Consider the following 26,023-nt stretch of genomic DNA (forward strand, 5'->3'; position numbering starts at 1 on the left):
GGCATGAAACAAATCAATTTCAAGACCTATAATCAAGGTCAATCAGAGTTATTCCCATCTCGCCTTGATGAGTATATTCCAGAGAACGCCCCGGTTCGCATAGTCAGTCAAGTAGTAGAAGAGCTTGATATAGATGATATCATAAAAAGTTATAAGGCCGGAGGGTGTAAAGGTTATCATCCACGTATGCTACTAAAAGTGCTGTTTTACAGCTATCTGAGCAATGTGTTTTCATGTCGTAAGATGGAACAAGCCTTAACAGAAAGCATTGCTTATATGTGGCTAAGTGGTAAACAATTCCCGAAACATTCGTGCATTAACGATTTTAGAAGTAAGCGCTTGAAAAAGCACATTCATAAACTGTTTACCCAAGTGGTTATCATACTGGTTGATTTGGGGTATGTAAGTCTGGAAGTGCAGTATGTTGATGGGACAAAGATTGAAAGCAAGGCCAATCGATACAGTTTTGTGTGGCGTAAGTCTGTGGAAAAGTACAAAGCTAACCTGGAGAAGAAGATTGTCAATATTTTGGAGCAGATAGAACAAGGCATAGTCGACGATAATCAAAGTCAGGATGACGAACCTCGCCCCTTTGATTCGGACGAGCTCAAAAAGCGGGTTGCACAAATCAAGGAGTCAGAGAAAGCACAGGAAAAACCGGTTAAGAAGCTGATAAAAGAATTGGAGACAAAGCACCTGCCCAAGCTGGAAGAATATGAACAGAAGCTCGAAGACATTGGTGACAACCGCAACTCCTGTTCTAAAACCGACAAAGAAGCCACCTTCATGCGCATGAAAGAAGATCATATGAAGAACGGGCAGTTAAAGCCGGCTTACAATGTACAGATCAGTACCGAGAACCAGATGATTACCCATTATGGCATTTTCCAAAACCCGACCGACACGCGCACTTTTATTGATTACCTCACCGGTTTTCATCAGCGTTATAACAGGCAATCAAAAGAGGTGGTAGCCGATAGTGGTTATGGTAGTGAAGAGAATTATGAATATCTGGAAAACGAGCAGATTGAGCACTATGTGAAGTTCAACTACTTTCATGCCGAACAAAAGAAAGCGTTTAAAACCAATCCATACAAAGTTGAGAATCTACATTATAATGAAACAGACGATTACTTTGTGTGCCCAATGGGCCAACACATGCATTTTGTGGCGGAATATCAAAAAACAAATGCTCATGGCTATCAGAGCACTTTAAGAAAATACAGAGCGAAAAACTGTAGCAAATGCCACATCAGAAACCAATGCTTTAAAGGCAAAGGCAACCGCAGTATTGATGTAAACTTCAGGCTGAGAACTTACAAACAAAAAGCCAGGGAAGCTCTTAATAGCGATAAGGGGCTAAATCACAGAAGTAAACGCCCTATAGAACCGGAAGCTGTCTTTGGTCAGATTAAATACAATAAAGGGGTTAACCGATTCAAATTAGCAGGAATCGAAGGGGTTAAGCTGGAGTTTGCACTGATTGCCATTGCTTTAAACCTTAGTAAAATGGCTAAGAAACAGGGACAAAAGGCTCAAAAAGCCTTTGTTTTGGCCAAAAATCGAATAATATCCATCTCATATAGCATTTGTGCCAAATACCATCGCACATATAAGCTCTCAGCAGCATGAACTCATTTTAGGAAGAACTACATTTTTAAGCACAAAACAGAGGGTGCCTCAATTTTGGACACCCTCTTTTTCAATTGATAGCTATAAATATTCCTTAAAATACAGAATGTCATATGATTTGGTTGATTTTGGTTCATTTAACATATTGTAAAGTTAGACTCCAACTTGTAATTTAAAGTACTGCAATAAAGCAGGATTAAATTACAGACAAATGATAATCAAAGAGAATTTTTTAAGGCACGCTTTTTTATCCATGCTTCAGCAAAGATGTTGTCGGTCATGGTATTCAGCAAAAGCGTTCGGCATAAACCCGCCGAAATCAATCAAACACATTTTATTGTGCCAACGCACAAGCCCGACAGCAAAGAGCTTGTTATTATTTCGTACCTCATAATACAAGCCATTTGCTTTGTCCCCTCAAAATATATTTGAATTGATTTCTCTTGCTCACGTCAGGGCTATTTATTCCGTTTCCTTTTGCGAAACCATGACCTTTTTTGAAGGGTGGCTTACGCATTTAAAAAAGCAGTAATGTATGTATATGAAGTTAGAAAATGGAATAGAATCTTATTAGGAAATTGTGGCTGAAATTTTATCTGTTAAAAACAAATGCAAGATGTGTTTTTCAGTACCTGAAAACAAAATTCTTGCTCTCCGAGAGATGTTGAAATTTATGGGTAGTTATTGAATATTATGAGACCAAAAATAGATGATGATAAGAAACGAAATGTGCAGTTAAAGGTATATCTGACCATAGCTGAAAGGCAAAGATTGTAGTAGGGTGTTTAATGTATAGATATACAGATGAATGCAATGATTTTTCGATGCATAATATTCTAAATCCTGTAAATCAGTGGATAAATTGTTCATTTTTATCAGAAAAAATGAAAAATAGTTATAAGAATTTGCTTGAAAACAGGTATTCTAAACTTTTTTAATAAAGTTCAAATAACTATCCTTTACTGAGAAAATTTTCTAAAAATAGAATTGGAATATATAAAGTCTGGTTTGTAAGCATTCATTAAATCTTAAGTTAATTACTAATTTTTGAGATTAAATCTTAGAATTAAATCAAAATAGTAACCCCTGGTTTGACTAGACTCATATTTTTCCTCCATAGAGTTTAATTTTAAATGTGTTTATTAATTCAATGATGTTACATAGTTATAAATCTTGTAACATGTGTTGTATATCCTATAAGCATTGATAAAGATGTACTTATTTTGATAGTTATTGTAACATTATTACAAGGCCTTCTGAATTCGTGAATTTACATTTGTTAAGAGTTTTTAATGGACCATTACAAGTAAAGCTCGTGACGAAAAAATTTATACCGAAATGAAAACAAATAAGTATTTATACTGGATCACATTTATTGCTGTTTTAAGTGGATTAATTTTTGGACTTAATATGGCAGGTATTTCAGGTGCAGTGCCATTTATTAAAGAATATTTTCAATTAAATGATGTAAGTCTAGGTGCAGCAGTTAGTTCTATTATGATTGGCTGTTTAATCGGAGCCTTGTCTATTGGAGCATTAAGTGATAGGTACGGCAGGCGTTTATTAATGATTGTATCTGCTAATCTTTTTATTATTTCTTCATTAGGATGTGCTTTATCCGAGTCTATTACACTGTTTATTATTAGTAGGGTACTTGCTGGTTTGGGTGTCGGAGCAGTTTCTGTGTTAGCTCCAACCTACATCTCTGAGATTGCTCCTGCTGAAAAAAGAGGAACTTTAGTTGCAAATAATCAATTTGCGATTGTAATAGGTATTTTATTGGCTTATGTCATTGATTTTGGATTTGTTAATATTGAAAATGGTTGGAGATATATGATGGCTATTCCGTTTGTATTTGGAATACTTTTTTTAATACTATTATTAGTTTCTTTTCCTGAAAGCCCAAGGTGGTTAGTAAAAGAAGGTAGATATGACGAAGCTCGTTCTGTTTTAAATAAAATTGGAGGAACATTCTACGGTAAAAAAGAATTGGATACTATTATTGATAATGTTAATAATTCTACGAACACCTCTCAAGTTAAATTTAAAGAATTGTTTAAAGGCAAAGTTGCTAAAGTAGTATTACTTGGGAGTATACTAGCAGCATTTCAGCAAATTACAGGTATTAATGCTGTAATTAGTTTTGCTCCAACAATTTTTACTCAGGCAGGTGTTGGTGAGGATATGGCATTGTTGCAATCAATATTGGTTGGGATAGTAAATTTTGTTTTTACTATTGTAGCTTTATGGTTAGTAGATAAAAAGGGTCGCAAAATACTTTTGTTATGGGGAACGATGGGGATGACCATATCGTTAGCATATATGGTTTATGCTTTTATTACAGAAGCATCTGGAAGCATAGGAATATTAATTTCATTATTAGGGTATATTGGTTTTTTTGCTGCATCCTTAGCACCTGTTATGTGGGTAGTAACTTCTGAAATTTACCCAAATAGGATTAGAGGTTTGGCTATGTCTTTCTCTACAGCTATCAGTTGGGTATGTACTTTTTTAACTGTACAATTTTTCCCGTGGATGCTTAATAATCTTGGTGGTTCATTCACTTTCGGGATGTTTGGATTGTTTAGCTTATTAGCTTTCATATTTATTTTCAAATACATTCCAGAAACAAAAGGTAAATCATTAGAACAAATTGAAATTGAATTAGCGCGCAATTAATAATTTTTCAATGGAATAAAGCAGATAAATGCTCCTTGGAGATTAAATTTTAAAAGATGATCAACTAACTATTTAGTATGAAAAAGATATTGTGTATAGGTGAAGTGCTATGGGATATGTTGCCCTCCGGACCTAAGCCAGGAGGAGCCCCAATGAACGTTGCTCTGCATCTTAAAAATATTGGACTTGATGTAAAGATTGCCAGTAGGGTTGGAAATGATGAACAAGGTCATAAGCTTTTGGAATTCCTTGACAAATCTGGATTATCAACTGATTTGATACAGATAGATGAAGAACTTCCAACTAGCGAAGTGCTTGTTAATATTGATAATAAAGATCAGGCTTCTTATACTATTTGTGAACCAGTAGCCTGGGATGCCATCGAATTTAGCTCTGAATTAGAGAAGGCAGCGAATGAAGCAGATGTTTTAGTTTATGGTACACTGGCATCGCGTGGTTTGGTAACACGCAATACGGTTTATCAATGTATTGATCGTGTCAAGTTCAAAATTATAGATGTGAACCTTCGCCCTCCTTATGATATTCAGGACGTTGTTGAACCTTTGATTGCGAAGGCCGAATTTGTCAAGTTAAACGATGATGAAATGCAGTGCTTGGGTCAATGGAATAATCTGACAGATCAGAATGAAGAGCTGTTAATGAGTTGGATGCAGAGTCAATTCGGAATCAATCTTATTTGTATGACTAAAGGTCAGGAAGGCTCAGTTCTATTTAATAATGGAGCGTTTCTAAAGCACAAAGGATACAAGGTGAAAACGGTTGATTCGGTTGGTGCAGGTGATGCTTTTCTGGCAGGTTTTTTATCTTCCTATTTGCAGGATGAAGATGCAATAAAAGCTTTGGATTTTGCTTCAGCAACAGGAGCTTATGTGGCTACCAAAGAAGGCGCAAATCCAGAATATCATCTGGATGAAATTAAAAGTTTATTAGTGTAAAAAAGCAAACTATCAAGCTATGAAAAAATCAATGAATTGGAAATTTATTACAGGATCGGTACTGCTACTGTTTTTATCCTTGTTTTCAATTGAAACATTTGCACAACAAACAAATGTAAATGGAAAGGTTACTGATGATAAAGGAGAACCGTTGACTGGTGTAAATATCGTCCAGAAAGGAACAACAAACGGTACAATAACTGATATAAACGGTGTATTCAACTTAGTGGTTTCTCAGGATGCAGTGTTGGTATTCAGGTTTATTGGGATGAAGACTTTTGAAACTCCAGTAAATGGACAATCAATTATTAATGTTACACTTCAAAATGAATCGATAGATCTTGATCAGTTAATTGTAGTGGGCTATCAAAGTCAGCGAAAGGCTGATTTAACAGGTGCTGTTTCTGTGGTTGAGGTAGATGAAATAATGAAACAGGGAGAGAACAATCCCATAAAGGCATTACAAGGAAGAATTCCAGGTGTAAATGTTATAACAGACGGAAATCCAAGTGGTGCCTCTACTGTTCGAATCAGAGGGATCGGAACTTTAAATAATAATGATCCTTTATATGTTATTGATGGGGTACCAACAAAAGGGGGAATGCATGAATTAAATCCTTCTGATATTGAAAGTATTCAGGTATTAAGAGATGCCTCAGCAGCTAGTATATATGGTTCAAGAGCCGGAAATGGAGTTATTATTATAACTACAAAACAAGGTAAGGATGGAAAAACAAAGGTTAATTTTGACACCTTTCATACCTTTTCGCAATATGGAGAAGTCATTGATATGATGAATTCTAATCAATTTGGACAAGCTCAGTGGCAGGCCATGATAAATAGTGGTGTAAATCCAAATAATAATCAAATTGGGTATTTGTATGATTATGAATACGGTAATGATGGTAGTCCGATTCTGAATGGAATGAAGCTACCAAAGTATATTGATGCTAGGGATGGAACCAATACCATGTTAACATCAGATACAGATTGGTTTAATTCTATTACTCGTCCAGGATTTGCACAATCTTATAATTTATCAATTAGTAACGGTACTGAGAAGTCTAATACATTTTTTTCATTAGGTTATTACGACAATACTGGGACGGTTAAAGAAACGAGGTTTAAACGTTATTCGGCTCGTTTAAATTCCAGCAGTAAAATCTTAGGCGATATAATTACAATTGGTGAAAATCTGACTATAAATAATACGTCTGAGTTACAAGCCCCAGGTGGTGTACTTGATTTGGCTATATTATCTTTACCTGTTATGCCATTAAAAACGGTTGATGGTGACTGGGGTAGCGTTACCTCTGGAATGCGAGACAGAGATAATCCAGCAAGAATACTTGATGCGAATAAAGATAATCCATACAATTACTGGCGTTTATTTGGAAATACTTTTGTTGATATACAACCAATTAAGAATCTCCATATTAAAAGTAATTTTGGTCTAGACTATTCTAATTATTATCAACGTGCACTTATATATAGTTTTGGAGGGAGACTTGGATCAGACCTGACGTCTTCAAAAATTATTCAGAGCCACTCACTTAAATGGAACTGGACTAACACAATGAATTACGATTTCCAGATTGATAAAAGCAAGTTTAGTATACTTTTAGGAACAGAGATGATTGACCATTCTGATATTAATTTCTCAACTGAAAGGCGAACATATGAAGTTGAGGATCCTGACTATATGTGGCCATCAGCAGGAGTAGGTGAAATGTATTCTACAGGTGGAGCTACGGGGTATAAGCTTAATTCTTTCTTTGGGAAGATAGACTATGCTTATGCAGATAAATATTTAGCATCAGCGACTTTAAGACGCGACGGCTCTTCAAGGTTTGGTAAAGAGAACAGGTATGCAACTTTTCCAGCTTTCTCAGTAGGGTGGCGTATTGATCAGGAAAATTTTATGGAAGGAACAAAAGGCGTGATTTCTAATTTGAAATTAAGAGTGGGCTGGGGACAGACTGGTAATCAAGAGATAGATAATTATGCGAACAGAACGCTTATTATCGCCAATTATATTGGTGAAACAGGCGCCGGAATTAATACAGGTACAGCCTATGATATCAATGGTGATAATTCAGGCTTGTTACCGTCAGGATATCAATTGATTCTAAGAGCAAATGATGAAATAAGATGGGAAACGACTACTCAAACAAATGTCGGTGTTGATTTTGGCCTCTTTAACCAGAATTTAACTGGTAGTATTGAATTCTATTTAAAAGATACAGAAGATATTTTGGTTAAGCCACCTTATTTAGGAGCTATTGGTGAAGGAGGAGATCATTGGTTGAATGGAGCTTCAATGGAAAATAAAGGTGTTGAATTTTCGATTGGTTACAAGAGTAAGACATCCTTTGGTTTATCATATGATATTACTGCGAATGTATCCGGAAATCGAAATAAGATTACCAAATTGCCAGAAAGTGTTGTTAATAGTTATGGAGGGAATGGCACAACAGATAATATCCTTGGAAAACCAATTAATTCGTATTATGGATATGTGGCTGACGGTTTGTTCCAATCTCAGGAGGAGGTAGATGATTATGTGAATCAAACAGGTAAAGGCTTAGGACGTATCAGGTATGCAAATCTGAATGATGATGATGTTATTGATGAAAATGATCGCACCTGGATCGGAAATCCTCATCCTGATTTTGAATACGGTTTAAATATAGGTTTGGGGTACAAAGGATTTGATTTTACAGCTTTTATACAAGGTGTTTATGGGAATGAGGTTTATAACTCAGTGAAAAGGTTTACCGATTTTTGGGCTGTTGATGAATTAGGGTCTAATAAAGGAACACGTGTGTTGAATGCCTGGAGTCCCACAAATACAGGGTCTGATATTCCTGCTTTGTCATATAGTGATTTAAACAACGAAAAACGGACCTCGTCATATTATGTGGAGTCGGGATCCTACCTGAAATTACGGATGCTACAACTAGGGTATTCACTACCAGATGGTGTATTGCAGAAGCTAAAGATGGGAAAAGCTCGGTTCTATATTAGTGGACAAAATCTACTTACCATAAAAAGTAAAGAGTTTACAGGTTTAGACCCAGAGAATCCTCATTTAGCCTATCCGATCTCAACCTCATTTACACTTGGGATGAATGTATCTTTCTAAGAACTAAATCTAAAAAATGGAAATCATGAAAATATATAAACTGTTGTTTCTTATACTTATTTCAACTCATCTTATTTCCTGTGAGGATTTTTTGGATGTTCCATCCTACGGAACCCTTACAGAAGATAACCTAACTGGAGTGAAGCAAATTGAAAATCAGGTAATATCAGCCTATGCTGCCATTGGAAACGATGAAATTAACCGGCCATTAAGTCTATGGAATTATGGAAATGTAAGAGCCGATGATGCCTATAAAGGTGGTAATGATCAGAATGACGGTGATTTTTTACATTTTCTGGAAATATCTTCTCCATCAATAGGAAACGAAACCTGGTACACTGATGTTTTTTGGTATAGAAATTATGTAGCTATTTCAAGAGCTAACCTGGCGCTTAAATTATTAAATAATATTAGCAAGGAAGAAATGTCTAATAAAGAGGAAAGAATTGCAGAGATGCGTTTCTTACGAGGGCATATGCATTTTATTCAAAAGGTTTTATTTAAGATGGTACCTTATGTGGATGAAACTATGTCTCCTGAGGATATATCTGAACTTTCAAATGTAAAATGGACAAATGATGAATTATGGCAAAAGATAGCTGACGATTTTGAGTATGCCTATAATAATTTACCAGAAGAACAAGATGAGGTTGGGCGAGCAAATAAGTTTGCAGCTGCAGCATATTTAGCAAAAGTGTATTTGTATAAGGCTTATAGGCAAGATGAAATGCATAATGTATCTACAATAGATCAGGATGACTTACAAAAAGTTATTGATTTAACAGCTTACGTAATGACATCTCCTTATAAATTAGAGAACGATTTTGCATATAATTTTCTTCCAGGAAGTTATGAAAACGGACAAGAATCATTATTCGCTATACAATTCTCTCAAGATGATGGTACCACTTTTGGGAGATTGAATATGGGAAATGCACTCACTACACCAACACCAGGGGGTGATTTTAATAAGCCTAGTCAGAATCTGGTTAACGCTTTTAAAACTAAAGATGGTTTACCTATGTTTGATTCTTTCAATGATGAGAATTATAGTGAAAGCACAGATAAAGTAGATCCAAGGTTATTTCATACGGTGGCAATTCCCGGTAAACCATATAAATATACCGATGTAAATTATGAGGTGAATCAATCACGTAATCCTGGAATGTATGGTTATTTCTCATCCTTAAAAGAAAATGTAGATCCGGCCAGTGAATATTATATTAAAACCGGTCCTTGGTATGCTAACTCCAAAAACAATATTGTTATTCGCTATGCAGATGTATTGTTAATGAGAGCTGAGGCTTTAATTGAGACTGGTAGCTATCAGGATGCACTGCCTTTAATTAATCAGGTGCGCAATAGGGCAAAAGTGAGTACATCCTTAATCAGTTTTGCAAATAACCTGGATATACAAGCTTATGAGGATGGTGTTAACTGCAACTGGACTCAAGACTATGCCCGACAAGCTTTAAGGTGGGAGCGCCGTCTTGAATTAGCAATGGAAGGAAGTAGATTCTTTGATCTGGTTCGTTGGGGTATTGCTGATGAAGTAATGAATGCATATTATTTAGGAGAAGCTACTGACCATACTTATTATCAAGGAGCTGAATTTGAAAAGAACAAGAATGAGTATGTTCCTGTTCCTATTCAGCAAATTAATTATAGTAAAGGTAGTTATGAGCAAAATTATGGATTTTAATTATGAAGAATGTTATGAAGACCAATATTTATAAATTTATCATTATCCTGTTATCAGTAGCTTTGTTTTCCTGCGAAGAGGATGCTAATGAAAGCCTGGATTTTTCAGGAGACACAAGTATTCATTCATTTGTAGTGAATGGAGTAGAGGGTACAATAAATGAAGAGAACTCTACTATTTCTGTAATTCTTCCTTCGGGATCTGATCTGACAGGATTATCCCCGGAAATAACTATTGCAAATGGTGCAGAAATAACACCTGGTAGTGGTGAGTCAATTGATTTTGCAGATGCAAATGGTAATTTACTTGATGTAACATATACTGTAACAAATACTGATTTATATCAAAAGTATACAGTAAATGTTGATGTTGCCAGAGCTAAGATAACAAGTTTTAAAATTGGATCAGTAGAAGCTAACATCGATGAGCAAAATAAAACCATTTTGATTTACTTACCTGAGGGTACTGATGTTACCTCATTGATTCCTATTGTAGAATATACAGATGGTGCTACTATAGCGCCTCAAGCTGGGACTGCAGTTGATTTTACAAATCCTGTAACCTATACTTTGAATTATCTTGGTTCGGTGTTCAATTACGAAGTAACAGTTATTTTAGGTGAAGCACCTACACCTATATTGGTACTTTACAATGGAGAGGATGTATCTCCAAAATGGGAATCTATTGCAAGTTCAGTCAACAATGGAACAGTAAATCCTGTAACCGATGGTATTAATTCAACACCTACCTGTGTTTCACTGCTTCGTACAAACACAGGTACAGATGATGGAGGAAGACCATGGACAAGTGGAGTGTTATGGAATGCGAATCAGGTAAATGTTGATCCAGCCATTTATGGAAGTATAACAGTTATGGTATTGAAAGATGTAGCAGGAGATGTTCAGCTTGAAATACAGCAAGCCGGCGAACTTAACAAGGATTGGTTGCATGCTGAATATTCAGCTGATCATGTGGGCGAATGGCAAGAGCTAACATTTGTAATCCCAGAGGCTCGTACTGCTGTGATAAATAATATTCTTGTGATGCCACATACTCCTGAGACAGGTTTTGAAACACAGACAATGTATTGGGATGAAGTAAAAGCACATCCAATAGAGTAAAAATTGAAATATGCGGATGGGAATATCCCGTCCGCTAATAAAAATACAAGTTATGAAGATTCTACCACTATTATTATTGCAGATAATTCTATTCTTAAGTTCAAGTTGTTCTAAAGATGGGAGAAATGATAAAGAGGAGGTTCCGATAGTTGTAGACACAACAACAACATGCAGGTCAGTTGTTGAGAGTGGTGGTTACTCTACATTTTACAAACCTCAGATTGGTTATGTGGGAGATCCAATGCCATATTTTAATCAGGATGATAATAAATATTATTTGTATTATTTACAAGATTGGAGAAATGGATCAACAACAGAGCATCCAATCTACAGTACCACAACAATCGATTATAGCACATTTACTGGTTTTAATGAGGCAATACCTACAGAAACAGCCGATTCTCAGGAAGCGTATTTGGGAACAGGAAGTTTTATAAAGGATTCAGAGGGGAAGTTATATGGTTTTTATACCGGCCACAATGGTAGTTTATATCCAGCTGAAAAAGTAATGCTGGCCACTTCAACTGATATGAAGACCTTTACAAAGGTTCCTTCATTTACTTTTGAAGCTCCGGATGGATATGATAAAAATAATTTCCGTGATCCATGCGTGTATTATGATCCAACAAGATCTGCCTATGTAATGTTGGTCACCTCCATAAAGGATGGTAAAGGTGTATTAGTCCGATATTCTTCATCAGATCTTGAAAATTGGGATTTAATTTCACCACTTACTGATTTTAATTCTGATGCTGAAATTCTGGAGTGTCCCGATATTTTTAAAATGGGAGATAAATGGTATTTGGTATTCTCACGAATTAACAGGGATGAACACAGAAAAACATTCTACAGAGTATCAGATAGTCCTGATGGCCCTTGGGTACGTTGTGAAGATGCAAGCGGTCACCATGAAACTATAGACGGATTGTATTTCTATGCCGGAAAAACAGCTTCTAATGGTATTGATCGTTATATCTCAGGATGGTGTTCAACAGGTCAGGAAGTAAATGGTAATAACGAATTGGATTGGGCAGGAAGTTTAATAACCCATAAACTGGTTCAACAATCCAGTGGAAAGTTATATCCAATGATACCAGATGAGGTGGATAATAAATTTAACACGCAGACTCCATATTCAATGTTAAAGTCTCAAGGTGATGTAACTGAAGATGATGGAGCCTATGTATTGAATTATATTGATGAAAGATCTTACGCTTTATTTAATAGAAATACTGTTCCTGTAAAGATTGAATTAACCATTGATGCATCACAGTCTAATAGTTTTGGTTTTTCTTTTGGTGCATGTAATGATTTATCTGAAGTTTATTCTGTTGCTTTTGATCTGACTTCTACCAACAGATGGTCTATGCCATCTCTGTTTTTAAATAAAGAGTCAAATTATTCAACAGGTTCATATACAACCGAATTAAATTTTACTCCCCTTATTGTTCCGGATGATAAGGTTTTCGATATAAAGATTGTCATTGAAAAGTCAATTTGTGTGGTTTATGTAAATGATAACGTAGCTTTTACCAACCGTATTTACAAAATGGATAAGAATCCATGGACCATTTTTGTAGATGAAGGTATAATAGACATTTCAAAACTTTCTGTATACAAAATAGGAGATAAGTTATAAGTATAAATAAGTAGCTAGCTAACATTAATATCTATGTTTAATTTTTTAAGTAAAGAAAAATGAAAAATCTAATATTTACTCTTGTATTCATTGTTTTAAGTATTGTTGTCAATGCACAACCCCATAATGTCACCATTTCAATAGATATGACATCCTATGCAGGTTCTGATTACGAGGCTGTAGTAATGGGAGGTGGAATTAATTCGTGGAATGGAGCGCTTACTTTAACAAATGAGCCTGGAACAAATATCTGGTCAACAACAGTTCAAAAGGAAGGCTGGATTGATTACCGGTTTGAAGTTACTGGAGGTGTAGTGGGATGGAATTGCGAATTTCGTAATGAAGCTAATGGAGAAGAAGGAACAGGAACAGGATCTTGTTTTACAAATCCATGGGACGGTACTCAAACAAACGTGCATTGGTTCGAAGTTACAGAAGATATAGTACTGCCAACTATTAGCTGGGAATCTTGCGAATGTATTAGTTGTACACCTACAAGTGCTAAATCTATGGAAATAGATAATGCTGAGATCTTTGTTAATCGATCAAATGTATTAATAATAAAAGGATTGGAAACAGGAGCTGTGACTGTGAGGATCTATGATATTCAGGGTAATCTGAAAGTCATTGAGACAATTGAGGGTGTTGGAAATGAGCTAAGTATGGATGAGCCTCAAAACTTATGTAGTGGATTATATATTATTAAAGTTGAAACAGAAAAGGGTAATATCATTAAAAAAATAATGATACACTAGAATTTACTCAAGTGTAATATTCGCTCTCAAAGTTTTTTGTTACGGAAGTTTTAGGTTTTGATGATGATTCCTTTAAATCAATTTAATAACCTGAATTCAAATCACATCTTTGAATTCAGGTTATATAGATAGTGTTTTAGTTTAAGTAAAAGATAAAATGTTGAGAAATGATTATTAAAAATGAATTAGCCAGAATAGGCTTATTATTATTTACGATTCTATTATTTAGCTGTAATGATAATAAGTCTTCAGGTGTACCAACAGCAAACGAGAAGTATAGACCACAATTTCATTTTACACCTCAGGCTAATTGGATGAATGACCCCAATGGAATGGTTTATTATGAAGGAGAATATCATTTGTTTTACCAGTATTATCCGGATAGTACCGTTTGGGGACCAATGCATTGGGGACATGCTGTGAGTAAGGATTTAATTCATTGGGAACATCTTCCTATAGCTTTATATCCCGATTCACTTGGATATATTTACTCAGGAAGTGCAGTGATTGACTGGGAAAATACAACCGGGTTTGGATCAAAAGAGAATCCGCCAATGGTGGCTATCTATACCTATCATAATATGGAGGCAGAAAGAGCCGGCGCTAATAACTTCGAAACTCAAGCACTTGCATATAGTTTAGATAAAGGACGAACCTGGAAGAAGTATAAAAACAATCCTGTTTTACCCAATCCGGAGTTAAAACATTTTAGAGATCCTAAAGTTATCTGGCATGAGGAATCAGAACAATGGATTATGATATTAGCTGCTGGCGACCGGGTAAAATTTTATGCTTCAAAAGATTTGAAATTGTGGTCTTTTAAAAGTGACTTTATGAGAGATACAGTTGCTCAAGGAGGTGGATGGGAATGTCCGGACTTATTTCCGTTAAAACTTGAAGGAAGCGATATAACTAAATGGATAATATTGGTGAGTATCAATCCCGGAGGACCTAATGGAGGATCTGCTACGCAGTATTTTGTAGGAGATTTTGATGGCAGTTCTTTTCAACCTGATGTGGACACAGCTAAATGGTTAGATTGGGGAATGGATAATTATGCAGGCGTGACCTGGTCTGACATACCTGAAGAAGACGGGCGACGATTGTTTATTGGGTGGATGAGTAACTGGCAATACGCACAGGAAGTACCTACAGAAAGTTGGAGAAGTGCAATGACCTTGCCCAGAGAGTTGAAATTAGTACAAGAGAAGGATGATATTATTATAGTCTCCAATCCGATTAAGGAATTTAATGTGCTTAAAGAACAACATCAAATGGATTACGAAACCTTATTGTCTGGTGAAGTTCCTATTGATATAAAAGAGTTGGATTTGAATAGCTGTGAATTAAACTTTGTCTTCGAGCCGCAAGAAGCATCTCAAAATGGACATACTACAGCATTTGGACTGCTTCTAAGAAATGACGAGGAAGAAGAATTAAAGTTGGGATATAATATGTTGTCAAAGAAATTCTTTATGGATCGTACCAATGTTTGTAAAGCCTTTTCAAACCCTCAATACCTGAGCCTGATTACGGGTGATTATACCATTCAGAAGCAGGTTAAAATGAAAATTATTATCGATGCTTCTTCTATTGAGGTTTTTGTAGATGATGGGAAATTTGTAATGACGAACACTATCTTTCCTCAAGATCCCTTTAACCAGTTGTCATTGTTCTCAAGTCTTGGAAGTGTTAAAATTCGGGAGGCAGAATTTTTTAATATTAAAAATAATAAGACGAAATAAAAATGAAATAAATAGTTGTGTAAAGTGCAGTAAGGGTTTCTTGCTGCATTTTTTTTATATTAGATGACGTTTAGTAAAAGAACCTGTTGATGCCCTTAGTAAATAATGTATTTCAATTTTTTAATGGTTTAAACTACCTGGTATGGATACATTAAAATATAAAAGTATCTTTCTTGTAATTGCTTTATTGTTCTCTTTGTCAATATATGCAAATCAGGAATATTTGATTGGTTTTTCTCAATGTTCTTCTGGTGATTGGCGCGCCCAAATGGAAAGTGAAATGTATCGCGAATTGATATTTCACAACGATATGGAGATGATCATTAAGAATGCAGAAGATGATGCTGAGCTCCAAATTAGACAAATAAGAGAATTAGTAGCTGCAGGAATTGATTTATTGATAGTAGCTCCCATAGAAATTGATGCAATTGAACCTCTGGTGGAAGAAGTTTATCAAAGTGGGCTTCCGGTAATTTTGATTGATAGAAAAACCAATTCAGACAATTACACGGCTTATGTGGGTGGTGATAATGTGCTAATAGGAAATACCGCAGGGACTTATCTGGCGGATAAATTAAAAAGGGAAGGGAATATTATTGAGATATTAGGTTCGCTAAATTCATCACCGGCTATTGAAAGGATGGTTGGATTTGAAACGGTAATTTCTAAATATCCTCACCTAAAAATTATAGATAAAGTATATTCCAATTGGAACAACAAGGTGGTACTTGATAGTTTGCCATCTAAACTACAAAGTAATTCAAAAATTAGTGCAATTTATGCGCATACCGATTTTTTGGCTGCTGCAGCAAGTGAAGTAGTCAGGCAGGTTATGCCTGATAATGATATTGTTATTGTAGGAATTGATGGTTCACCGGAAGCGGGTGGAGGAATTGAATTGGTTGAAAAGAATGTAATAGATGCCACACTTATATATCCAACTGGAGGTAAGGAAGCTATTGTATTGGCATCAAAAATACTTTCAAAACAGCTATTTAATAAAAATAATTTATTACAAACAACGCTAATTAATAATCAAAATGTTAAAATAACCCGTCTTCAGTATAATACCATTCAAAATCTTCAGAATGACATTGTCCGATCTAAAGATATGTTAGATTTATTAGGAGGACGATACAAGACTCAACGCCTATTACTTTTTGTATTACTTTTTTCCCTGGTTTTAGTTATCGTTTTAATTATATTACTCTTCATTGCTCTGAAGAATAAGAATATAGCTAATTATAGATTAGAAAAGCAAAAAGAGTCTATCTCAAAGCAGAATGTTGATCTTAAACAGATGTCTGAACAATTAGAGGAAGTAACACAATCAAGATTGAGTTTTTATACCAATATCTCTCATGAATTCAGAACTCCTTTAACTTTGATAATAGGACCATTAGAGAGTTTGATTACTAAAACAGATGCAAAATCGGAATTAAATAAAGAACTTTCAATTATATACAGGAATGCAGTTCGCTTGTTACGTCTGGTTAATCAGTTAATGGATTTCAGGAAGATTGAAAACCGTAAAATGCAATTGAAGGCAGGGGTGTATGTATTGCTGGACTTTATGAAGGGAATTAAGGAATGTTTTTCAGATGTACTAAAGCAGAAACAAATTAGCTTGGAAATTACTTGTTATGATCCAAAAATAAAAGTGTGGTTCGACTGGGATAAGATGGATAAAGTCATGTTCAATCTTCTTTCAAATGCGATAAAAGTTTCACAAAAAAATGAACGCATTCAGATTATTATTACTGGTGAGGAAGATATGGTCAAAATAGAAGTTAAAGACCATGGAGAGGGAATTCCTACCAATGAATTAGAAAAGATATTTGATCGGTTTTATCAGGTAAATAAAAGTAACTCCTATGACGGTTCAGGAATAGGTTTGTCATTGACTAAAGAGTTAATTCTATTGCATAAGGGTGAAATTAAAGTACAAAGTGAGTTAAATGTTGGCACTTCATTTATAATAAAACTGCCATTAGGAAATACTCATTTAAAAGAGGAAGAAATGATTTCAATAAATATGCAAAAACAGAATTTTATTTCGCCGGTTTATGCAGATTTTCAGGAAACGAATACAATAGAAGATCATATTAGAACAGAAAAAACATTAGATCTGCTCAATGAAGAGAAAGCAGTATTGCTCATCGTCGAAGACGAACCTGATGTGAGAAATTACATTAAAACTTGCTTTGATTTAAATCATTATATCATATTAGAAGCAGAACACGGTGTTGAAGCTCTCCAGATAATTGAAGAAGAGGGCCCGGATATTATTATTAGTGATGTGATGATGCCCAAAATGGATGGACTGGAACTTACCAGAAAAGTGAAGAGTGATTTAAGGTTTTGCCATATCCCAATAGTGCTTCTTACAGCCAAATCATCTCTTGAACATTTGTTGGAAGGGTTGGAAGAAGGTGCTGATAGTTATATTCCTAAACCATTTAATAAGCAGCATCTGATTTTAAGAGTAAGGAAACTAATTGATGCCCAGAGAAAAATTCAAGAAAAATATCAGGCGACTTTAATTAATCCCAAGGAAGATAAAGGAATTAGCAAAATAGATAGGAGGTTGCTTCAGAGGATAAGTGATTTAGTATTGGATAATGAATATAGTGAAAAAGTAAATGTTGAAGATTTAAGCAGCGAATTGGGCTTGTCAAGGGTTCATTTATATCGAAAAATTAAAAAAATTACCGGACTGTCGGTCAGTGAATTTATAACCCAGATAAAGTTAAAGCAGGCTATGGTATTATTAAGGCGTAGTGAAAAGGCAATCTCAGAAATTGCCTATCAGGTTGGATTTTCGTCTCCGTCATATTTTACGAAATGTTTTAAGGAACAATTTAAAATGTCACCTACTGAATTTAGAGATAATTTATAAGGCGAAATTAACAGAGGTGTTAATTTTATTTCTTATAATTTAGATATTGCTTTTAGATTTTGAACTAAATAAGAAGCAGTCTCATACTACCCATATTTTTAATAAGTTATTTCAAGTAGAATTATTTATTGTGAAAATATTCCCGAAAATTACATGTAATGAGTTTTAATCCTATGTAATATTTTAGATGTTCCAGTCCCTATAATTATCGAACTGAGAAAATAAAGCAGCTTGAAAATGTTTAATTTATTATTGTCATTAATACTGTGTGAATATTCTTTACTGGTTTTACACCAGTTTCAAAATTTGTTCTAGCTAAATCCCCTAAAGAGGTACGATTACTGTCGTACTTCTTTGGGGGATTGATACTAATCAGGGTGGATGGAAAAAATGAAGTTTAGGTTACAACTTGTCGATTGTCGGGTTTGATAAGCAACATTTGAGACTCCATATGAAATCAATTACTCGCTTCTGTTGAGATCAACCAGTGTATTTACTATTCTGTAATCGAGTAATACACGTCCAATTTAGGTCGAATGGTCTCATTAGGATTATCACTGGATGCAATCAGCAATAACTTGTATACCACTTCATTCTCCAGTTTAAGCATTAAACCATGTCTATTATCCTTGTTCTCAAATAAATCAATAATTAGGTCGGTTAATTTAATATCTGTAAAATCCTGTGTTGGTAATGATGCACTTGAAACGTTTACCTGATTAACTTCGGTAGTGTTTGGTTGAGTGTTCCAGGTAATAGTTGATTCATCCCAGTCGGACGTAATTCGTTGAATCATGAAACTATTGTCTCCTTTATGTTCAGTTCCATAGTTAGAATCATCATCGAAATACAAAGACAAGAAAGCACTGTCTATTTGTGCTTCTTGAGGAATAGCCGATAAATCAAAATCGATCGCTACCCTGTTTATATTTGTACCGCCATTCTGGGTCCAGGCATAAAGATGAATGTCTTTTAGATCACCGTAATTATTATCTGGCTTTATTTTACTAAAAACAGCATCCTTACCAGTTTCACCATCAGGTTGCAAATTCAATACAAGGTGTTTTTCTGTTGGTGTAGAATCTTCTTTTTGACATGCTGTTATACCTCCCAAAGTGATGGCAGCAATCAAAATAAATTTCATTTTTTTCATGTGTAATTTGTAAAGTTTAAAATATTTATTCTGTCGTTATAATAATTCTTCTAAATACTAATAGGAAAGTGTCTCGCTTCATATGATTTCATAACCAATTGAGTTGACCCAAAGTTAACTAAGTTGTCTGGACGATCAAAACAACCACTTTTTATTCCTGCGTGGAAAGCGTTGTCATTTTTTTTAGACAAGTGTTTTTTCAAGAAATTCAAGAGGGATATAAAAATACTTTATAACAGCCTAAGGTATATGAAGTGAAGAAGCTCTCAGGTTGTGAATTGTTTGGATTTTATCGAATTAACTCTATGTTTAAAATTTCAAAATGACGAAGTCCTCAAACCCTTACTAAATAATACATAGATACCATTAAAATCTCACAGAAGTAAAGATCACACCATTATTGGCCAACTTGTCACTATTTGAATCTGCCTTAGTAAAAAGGAAAAGAGCTATGATTTATTTTTTACAGATTATAAATGGGAAAGAATCTGTAACGGAAAAAGTGATGATAATTAATTGATTGTCAAATATGTAATGCGTTAAGAAATCAAATTTTAATTGCTGTATCTCATATAAACTGGGTTTATCATGTTAATCAATAAAATACTTAGCCTTATACAGTCTGTATTTAATGGTCGATCAAAGTGAAACAATTTCTTTAATCATTTAATAGACCTAAGATATTCCTGTTTATTTGATATGGATATAATTGATTAGAGTAAATGTTTTGATGCTATTTTTTTAGAAATGTTTTAGTGTCATTTATTGCATATGATTTTAATATTTTGTATTATTGAATTGGTAAACAATGGTTTACGAGAGTGGGTGACCTGCAAGGTGACCTCAGCAATTATAGATTAGTAAGGTTAAGATAATAAACGGTTTATGGTAGAGGTGTATCGTCCTGGTACCCCGACGATAAAAAAATCAAAACAAGTCAAAAGCTCATAAACCATCGTGTTTGTGAGCTTTTTCGTTTCATAATATTGTTAAGTGGCAATTTAATATGATGCTGGGTTAGGGATTGAATATATCTGTTTAATGTTCTACTTTTACATTTTACTATTCAACAAACTCTACCCTTATGAAAACAAATAGAACAATATTACTTGTTTGCCTCTCCTTGTTTATAAGTATTAATAGTATAAAATCTCAGGATAAGAAAGAGAAAAATCTTTCAATCATTCCCCTGCCAGTAATTGCTTCTAATCCAACCAATGGTTTTATGTATGGTTTAGCGCCCGGAGCTAGTTGGTATATGGGTGACAAATTAAATACCAGTATTTCTTCAGGGTTAGGTACGGTAATTTACACTACCAATAAGCAACTAATTATTACGGCCAAAACCAATGTTTTTTTTAGTAATGATAAATGGAACCTTCTTAATGACTGGAGATATTTTATTACATCGCAGCCAACATTTGGTTTAGGAACAGGCCCCAATTCCAATAAAGTAGTAGATGGCGGATTTGAGTATGATGATAATCAGTTTAGTCAAACGATTAAAACAGCTCAACAAATGGAGTTTAACTTTTTAAGGCTTCATCAAACGTTGCTGAGGAAACATCAGGATACACGATTATTTTATGGTGTAGGTTATCATTTCGATTATCATTATAAGGTTGTTGATAATCTACTTGATTTGGAAAGTGATCCACCAGTATTAACAAGTCATTATCTGTACCAGAAGGCTAAAGGTTTTTCTGATACTGAGTATACAACTTCAGGGGTATCGTTAAATGTTTTATTCGATAGTAGAGATAATGCCATCAATCCATATTCAGGTAGATATGCATTTGTTAATCTTCGGATTAATCCTGAGTTTTTGGGAAGTGATCAGTCATCAAGCATATTATGGGCTGAATATCGCGATTACGTTCACTTTAGTGAGGAGCGTCCACGGCATATGTTAGGTTTTTGGACCTATGGTTGGTTTGTAACTTCGGGCGACGTACCATACCTTGACTTACCTTCTGTTGGGTGGGATCAATTCGGAACATCAGGAAGGGCTTATACTCAGGGACGATTCAGAGGTGAAGATCTTTGGTATGCTGAGACTGAATATCGTTTCCCGTTGCAAAAGAATAAAGAAACTTTAGGAGGTGTTGTTTTTGTAAACGGAACAACAGCAAGCAGCAGAACTAATAATATCAATCTGTTGGATTATTTAGATATTGGTTATGGAGCAGGTTTACGCGTAATGATTAATAAAAAGTCAAGAGCTAATCTTACTATTGATTATGCTTTTGGTGAATATGGTGCGCAAGGTTTTTATTTGGGTTTGAACGAGAAATTCTAAGCAATGTTTGAAGTTTCCTTCATAAGAATTTTGAAGAGATAGGTGATTTGTCTAATTACTCACACTATGATTAATTACCTATCCATATATTTTCAAATCCTGGATAAAGATCTAGCCTGTTCGGGATTTTTAATGATATATAAACAAATTAGCTACTACCATTTTTTATACAAAACAGTCAGGAAGAGGCGACCGAGCCATGCTTTATTCCCTACATGTGGTGTCATTAATTTTCTATTATTTTAACTGCTGCATCATATCCATCACTAAGAAATTCATAAATCTCTTTAATTACAGCTTTCTCTAGTGTTTTGTTGGATAAATCAAACAACTTCCCTTTCAGCAACTGGAACCAATTGGTTTTACCCAAATTAAAATGATTTTTTAATTCTTCAATTTCATTAAATATAACCTCTTGGCCACATCCCTGTCTTTCAAGTTTTTCTATAATCTCATTCAATTTGATATGCAATTTAGATTCTTCTTCTGCGTCAAACTTGTCTTTATTTTTAGGTTCATAAGTATAGAACCTATTTATATCATCAATTTCTTGGTCAATAACAAAGATTCCTATTTCTCGCTCTTTCTCGTATCCACAGTTTCCATTACACCCTTTGGCATGTTCTTCTTTATCTTTGATAGTTTCTTCTCGAATTATCTTAAGGAAATCTAACTTATCTCTATCGCGATTAAAGTCAAATAACTTTGTCGTAATAATTGATTTTAAATTTTCAAGATTATTTACCATCCCACTATTGTATAGTCTGAAGAAAAATTGTTCTGCTTCTTTCTCTATAACATTCATATTTTGGGTTTTATTTAGGTTATAATATTTGAACCACTTAATGCACCTCAACGGCCAGGCTATGCTCAGTGTGCTTGTGTTGCGCCTGCGGCAAGCTTATGCTTTGTTAGCCATTGTGTGTGCCCAGCATGAGCACGAGTACCAAAGTACTCAAAATAATCCAGAGGGTGAAAGTCCCTTACTGGCAAGTTGGCGAAGTCAGTTAGTAAGCTGCAAGCTGGTCAGGGGTGACCTTGGGAGTGAAGACTATTGCGATTGAATAATGAGCAATATCGACTACAAAAACCTGTACTGACGAACAGAATTGAAAATCGACGCAGTCAAACCGCGTATAAGGCTGGTTAAGGAGGGTAAGCAAGCACATCATTGCAAAGCCCGAAGCCAATAATCCCTAGTTAGTAGATGCGGCACGCATAGGTTGAAGGATTGTGCTCTTACCTGGGGAGAGCTCCGTAACCACGCGCTGGTAGAGCGGAGCAGTCAGTGTTCGGCTGAGTTCATGCCGAAGTCAGACGCCATAGTAGTCAGGAGAAACAAGCTGTAAAGAATAATACAGAAGTCTTACCTGATGAAGCGCTGAACGATACGTAATTGGAAATTCTTTAGAGGGGTATAAACTTCGAGTTTACTAGCCCTATTCAAAACTACAATCAAGGTGCAATGGTATAAAGAGCATTGTATTGATACGTGTCGAACCGCCCAGTACGAGACCCGTACGTACTTTTTATAAAGTAAAAAGTCGTGGTGTGAGAGCTTCTTCCTGCTAGTGTTTGCTAGTGGGGCTGGCTACTCGATTATGTGTAGTGTTTATTTTTTCTTAGTTCGCTTAGGTTTTACCTTACCTTGAATCAGTTTTTGAAGACTTTCAATTCTATCTAAAAGCTCATCAAATGTCAAAATTTCAACATCTTTACTATTGCTTCGTACAAGTTCAAATGACCTCAATTGTTTCTTATCCAATTTTTTAATCTCACCCATTAAAACAACACACTTAGAATTATAGGTCTCGAATGGTTCTTCGGATTCCATTTTTATAACAGAGTAATGTTTCTGGAAATTATCTCTTTGATTAAGAACTTGTGAAATCCCTCCAGACAGGTCATCACTTAAACCATAAACATCTAAACCTCGATAGGGTTTCCCCTTTTTTACTAATTCTGTTTTATGAGTCTTTATTTCTATGAATGCAACATTTTCAGTTAGATTGTTCTTCACTAAAAAGTCATTCAATTTCCCATTTTTATTTGATAAGTTTTTCCCTCCAACGTATGCTTCGTCTTGAAATAGAATAATTGGGAAAGAAAATATATGTGAAAAAATCCAATTATGTTTATTTAAAAACTCTTGCCATTTTTTTTCAGTAGCATCAGAATCGGCTGTTCTTCCCATTAAGGTTTTATACTCAGATATTACATCTTCTATGTATTTAGCATCTAATTTCTGTTTTGTATCTAATAATGTTTCTGCAGAAAGGAAATCGTCAGTTACAGATAACTTATCAAACATTTCTTTAATCGCAGTTTTGTCTTTGTCTGAAAATTCATCAATTGAGCTTCCCCATGTAGCAATAGTTTCAGCTATTGAGTTTTTTACGTACTTAAGTTCAACTTCTTCAATTTCCTTTGGAAATATGTTTTTCAATAAATGATGAGCTAAATTTGCTCTGTCTTGAGATTGTTGGTCAAGTTTAGCGGAAAAAATATCATATAGTTTACGTAAATCTGATTCAGTTAGAAGTATTTCCTTTTTGGCTAAATCTAGTTTTGCTGAACCCTTTTTTATTATTCTAATAGTTTCAACCTTTAGCTCTTTCCCAATAAAATCACCTACTGGTTTTAGTTTACTATTTAATCCATAACCAAACGTTGCCACTTTAACTGTACCAACAGGTAATTTACCTTCAAATCCCTCATACATTATTTTATTAATGCTTGGGTACTTTTCTTTTCCATCAAAACCCCAAGGATAATGTACTATTAAGTCTCTTCGTCGGTAAACTTCCTTACTAATTTTTTGAATCTTCTTTTCTGAATCGATGAATTCATAAACAATCATCGTAGCAGTTTTTTTGATTTCTTTTTCTTCTCTAATTGGTTCAGTTACTGCCATTATTTTAGGTTTTATTGTTTTCTGGGACGATTCTTTACATTACACACAACGTTGATAATATGGGGCGTTTGGCATTTTAAGGCTCCAAAGTATCAAACCGCAGTACATTTTATTAAATGTTAACATGCTCAAATTTAGTACTATCCGCCAAATGACCTATATTTATTGTTGTGGGTAGTGATTTTATCATTATTCAATTTTCGAATTCATTACAAGTCCAAGCATTTTATAAATATTGTTTTTTTCATAATCATAATCGTTTTCAGTATCAACTCTATGTACCAAAACCATTTTATAGTCAGGATATATTGCAAGCATATGTATTCCTACACCTGTATGATAGAATGAAACGATGTCTTTTTTATCATCAGTTAACCTTAGTTTCCACAACATACCATATCCTAAATTGTATTTTTCATTATAGATGGAAGTTGGTGTTGTACTAGATTTTATCCAACTTTCCGAGATAATCTGTTTATTATTCCATTTTCCATTATTTAGATAAAGTTGTCCATAAAGAGCTAAATCTCTTGTAGACATTCTAAAATGATAAGCAGGGTATTTTGATTTACTCTTTTCGTATTGATAAAATCCATCCACTTTGGGCATCTCAACATTTTCGTCATCTCCATCGATAACTACATATTCACCTTTATACTCAGACATACCGATTGGATTTGCAATCTCTTTAAGAAATAGTTCGTAAATACTTTCTACAGTCTTTTCCTCTAAAATTGCTCCTAAAGTATTAAAATCCCAATTGTTATAGTAGTAATAAGTTCCTGGTTTATCTGAATTTCTCTTTGGTAGACTGTTAATCATACCTTGAGACATTGCAGCAGCAGGATGATAGATTCCCGATTTTGATTTTAATAAATCAGCTATTCTTGCATTTTGTTCAGTGGCAGAAAGTGTATCTATATCTTGAATGTTTAATTCTTTTAAAGTCATTGAAGTGTCAATCTTGCCCTGTTCAACTGCAATTCCAATCAATGAGTTAAGTAAGCATTTTCTAATCGAATGAATCAAGTGTTTTTTAGTCGTATTTCCATACTCGAAAATTACATCACCGTCAACAAGAATAATCATTGATGAAGTACCGCTTTTATCTAAGAAGTCACTTAAAGTATCAAGTTTTTGAGATGAATAACCTTTTAATTCAGGTGCTGAATATTTTAAATTACTATTCAAAGAGTCACTACAACTTATTGTCATTAAAATTAGTGACATTATCATGGCGATATTTATAATCTTATATCTTTTCATCTTATTTGCAGTGCGTTGTTTTTCATTACCCACAACGGTTAACTAGGCGCTGAAATGGAAACTGATCTTATATGTGAATATAAGAGCGGTTTCTGTTTTTGCGTTTAGTGGGTGTTAT

15 protein-coding genes are annotated in these 26,023 nt (G+C 34.5%); 11 read left to right on the top strand and 4 right to left on the bottom strand.

Annotation, left to right across the window (positions count from 1 at the left end):
* The first annotated feature begins 3 nt into the window (after positions 1 to 3).
* From KEM10_RS18505 to KEM10_RS18550, 10 genes are all read left to right on the top strand, one after another.
* Positions 4 to 1,632 carry an IS1182 family transposase gene (locus tag KEM10_RS18505; protein WP_212217811.1) on the top strand — a complete coding sequence of 543 codons (1,629 nt, stop codon included), beginning with the start codon at positions 4 to 6 and terminating at the stop codon, positions 1,630 to 1,632.
* 1,338 nt (positions 1,633 to 2,970) lie between these two features.
* The gene (locus KEM10_RS18510; protein ID WP_212217814.1) at positions 2,971 to 4,311 is read left to right on the top strand and encodes a sugar porter family MFS transporter; all 1,341 of its coding nucleotides are present in this window, start codon (positions 2,971 to 2,973) and stop codon (positions 4,309 to 4,311) included.
* A 77-nt stretch (positions 4,312 to 4,388) separates the two neighbouring features.
* Positions 4,389 to 5,267, top strand: a complete 879-nt coding sequence (locus KEM10_RS18515; protein WP_212217817.1) for a carbohydrate kinase family protein — start codon at positions 4,389 to 4,391, stop codon at positions 5,265 to 5,267.
* 19 nt (positions 5,268 to 5,286) lie between these two features.
* The gene (locus KEM10_RS18520) at positions 5,287 to 8,412 is read left to right on the top strand and encodes a SusC/RagA family TonB-linked outer membrane protein (protein WP_212217820.1); all 3,126 of its coding nucleotides are present in this window, start codon (positions 5,287 to 5,289) and stop codon (positions 8,410 to 8,412) included.
* 25 nt (positions 8,413 to 8,437) lie between these two features.
* On the top strand, positions 8,438 to 10,114 hold the full coding sequence (locus KEM10_RS18525; RefSeq protein ID WP_212217823.1) for a RagB/SusD family nutrient uptake outer membrane protein: 1,677 nt from the start codon (positions 8,438 to 8,440) through the stop codon (positions 10,112 to 10,114).
* Positions 10,115 to 10,116: 2 nt separating this feature from the next.
* Positions 10,117 to 11,235 (top strand): DUF5018 domain-containing protein, encoded by a 1,119-nt coding sequence (locus KEM10_RS18530; protein ID WP_212217826.1) that lies wholly within the window; start codon positions 10,117 to 10,119, stop codon positions 11,233 to 11,235.
* Between the two features lie 52 nt (positions 11,236 to 11,287).
* Positions 11,288 to 12,874 (top strand): glycoside hydrolase family 32 protein, encoded by a 1,587-nt coding sequence (locus KEM10_RS18535; RefSeq protein ID WP_212217829.1) that lies wholly within the window; start codon positions 11,288 to 11,290, stop codon positions 12,872 to 12,874.
* A gap of 59 nt (positions 12,875 to 12,933) precedes the next feature.
* Positions 12,934 to 13,629: a T9SS type A sorting domain-containing protein gene (locus KEM10_RS18540; RefSeq protein ID WP_212217832.1), complete on the top strand. Its 696-nt coding sequence runs from the start codon at positions 12,934 to 12,936 to the stop codon at positions 13,627 to 13,629.
* Positions 13,630 to 13,796: 167 nt separating this feature from the next.
* Positions 13,797 to 15,374 carry a glycoside hydrolase family 32 protein gene (locus tag KEM10_RS18545; RefSeq protein ID WP_212217835.1) on the top strand — a complete coding sequence of 526 codons (1,578 nt, stop codon included), beginning with the start codon at positions 13,797 to 13,799 and terminating at the stop codon, positions 15,372 to 15,374.
* 142 nt (positions 15,375 to 15,516) lie between these two features.
* Positions 15,517 to 18,273 (top strand): substrate-binding domain-containing protein, encoded by a 2,757-nt coding sequence (locus KEM10_RS18550; protein ID WP_212217838.1) that lies wholly within the window; start codon positions 15,517 to 15,519, stop codon positions 18,271 to 18,273.
* 496 nt (positions 18,274 to 18,769) lie between these two features.
* On the opposite strand, the gene KEM10_RS18555 is transcribed toward KEM10_RS18550, so the two are convergent.
* Positions 18,770 to 19,426 (bottom strand): DNRLRE domain-containing protein, encoded by a 657-nt coding sequence (locus KEM10_RS18555; protein WP_212217840.1) that lies wholly within the window; start codon positions 19,424 to 19,426, stop codon positions 18,770 to 18,772.
* 1,084 nt (positions 19,427 to 20,510) lie between these two features.
* Here KEM10_RS18555 and KEM10_RS18560 point away from each other — a divergent pair.
* Positions 20,511 to 21,725 (top strand): BamA/TamA family outer membrane protein, encoded by a 1,215-nt coding sequence (locus tag KEM10_RS18560; protein WP_212217844.1) that lies wholly within the window; start codon positions 20,511 to 20,513, stop codon positions 21,723 to 21,725.
* Positions 21,726 to 21,951: 226 nt separating this feature from the next.
* On the opposite strand, the gene KEM10_RS18565 is transcribed toward KEM10_RS18560, so the two are convergent.
* The 3 genes from KEM10_RS18565 to KEM10_RS18575 form a co-directional block, all read right to left on the bottom strand.
* Complete coding sequence (locus KEM10_RS18565) at positions 21,952 to 22,530, bottom strand: hypothetical protein (RefSeq protein WP_212217847.1); 579 nt, start codon at positions 22,528 to 22,530, stop codon at positions 21,952 to 21,954.
* 807 nt (positions 22,531 to 23,337) lie between these two features.
* A complete protein-coding gene (locus KEM10_RS18570; RefSeq protein WP_212217849.1) occupies positions 23,338 to 24,639 on the bottom strand; it encodes a Shedu immune nuclease family protein in 1,302 nt (433 codons plus the stop codon).
* A 189-nt stretch (positions 24,640 to 24,828) separates the two neighbouring features.
* Positions 24,829 to 25,938: a serine hydrolase domain-containing protein gene (locus KEM10_RS18575; RefSeq protein WP_212217852.1), complete on the bottom strand. Its 1,110-nt coding sequence runs from the start codon at positions 25,936 to 25,938 to the stop codon at positions 24,829 to 24,831.
* Positions 25,939 to 26,023 lie beyond the last annotated feature (85 nt).

Origin of the sequence: Carboxylicivirga linearis (assembly GCF_018271995.1) — a bacterium.
In the GTDB taxonomy this organism is placed as follows: domain Bacteria; phylum Bacteroidota; class Bacteroidia; order Bacteroidales; family Marinilabiliaceae; genus Carboxylicivirga; species Carboxylicivirga linearis.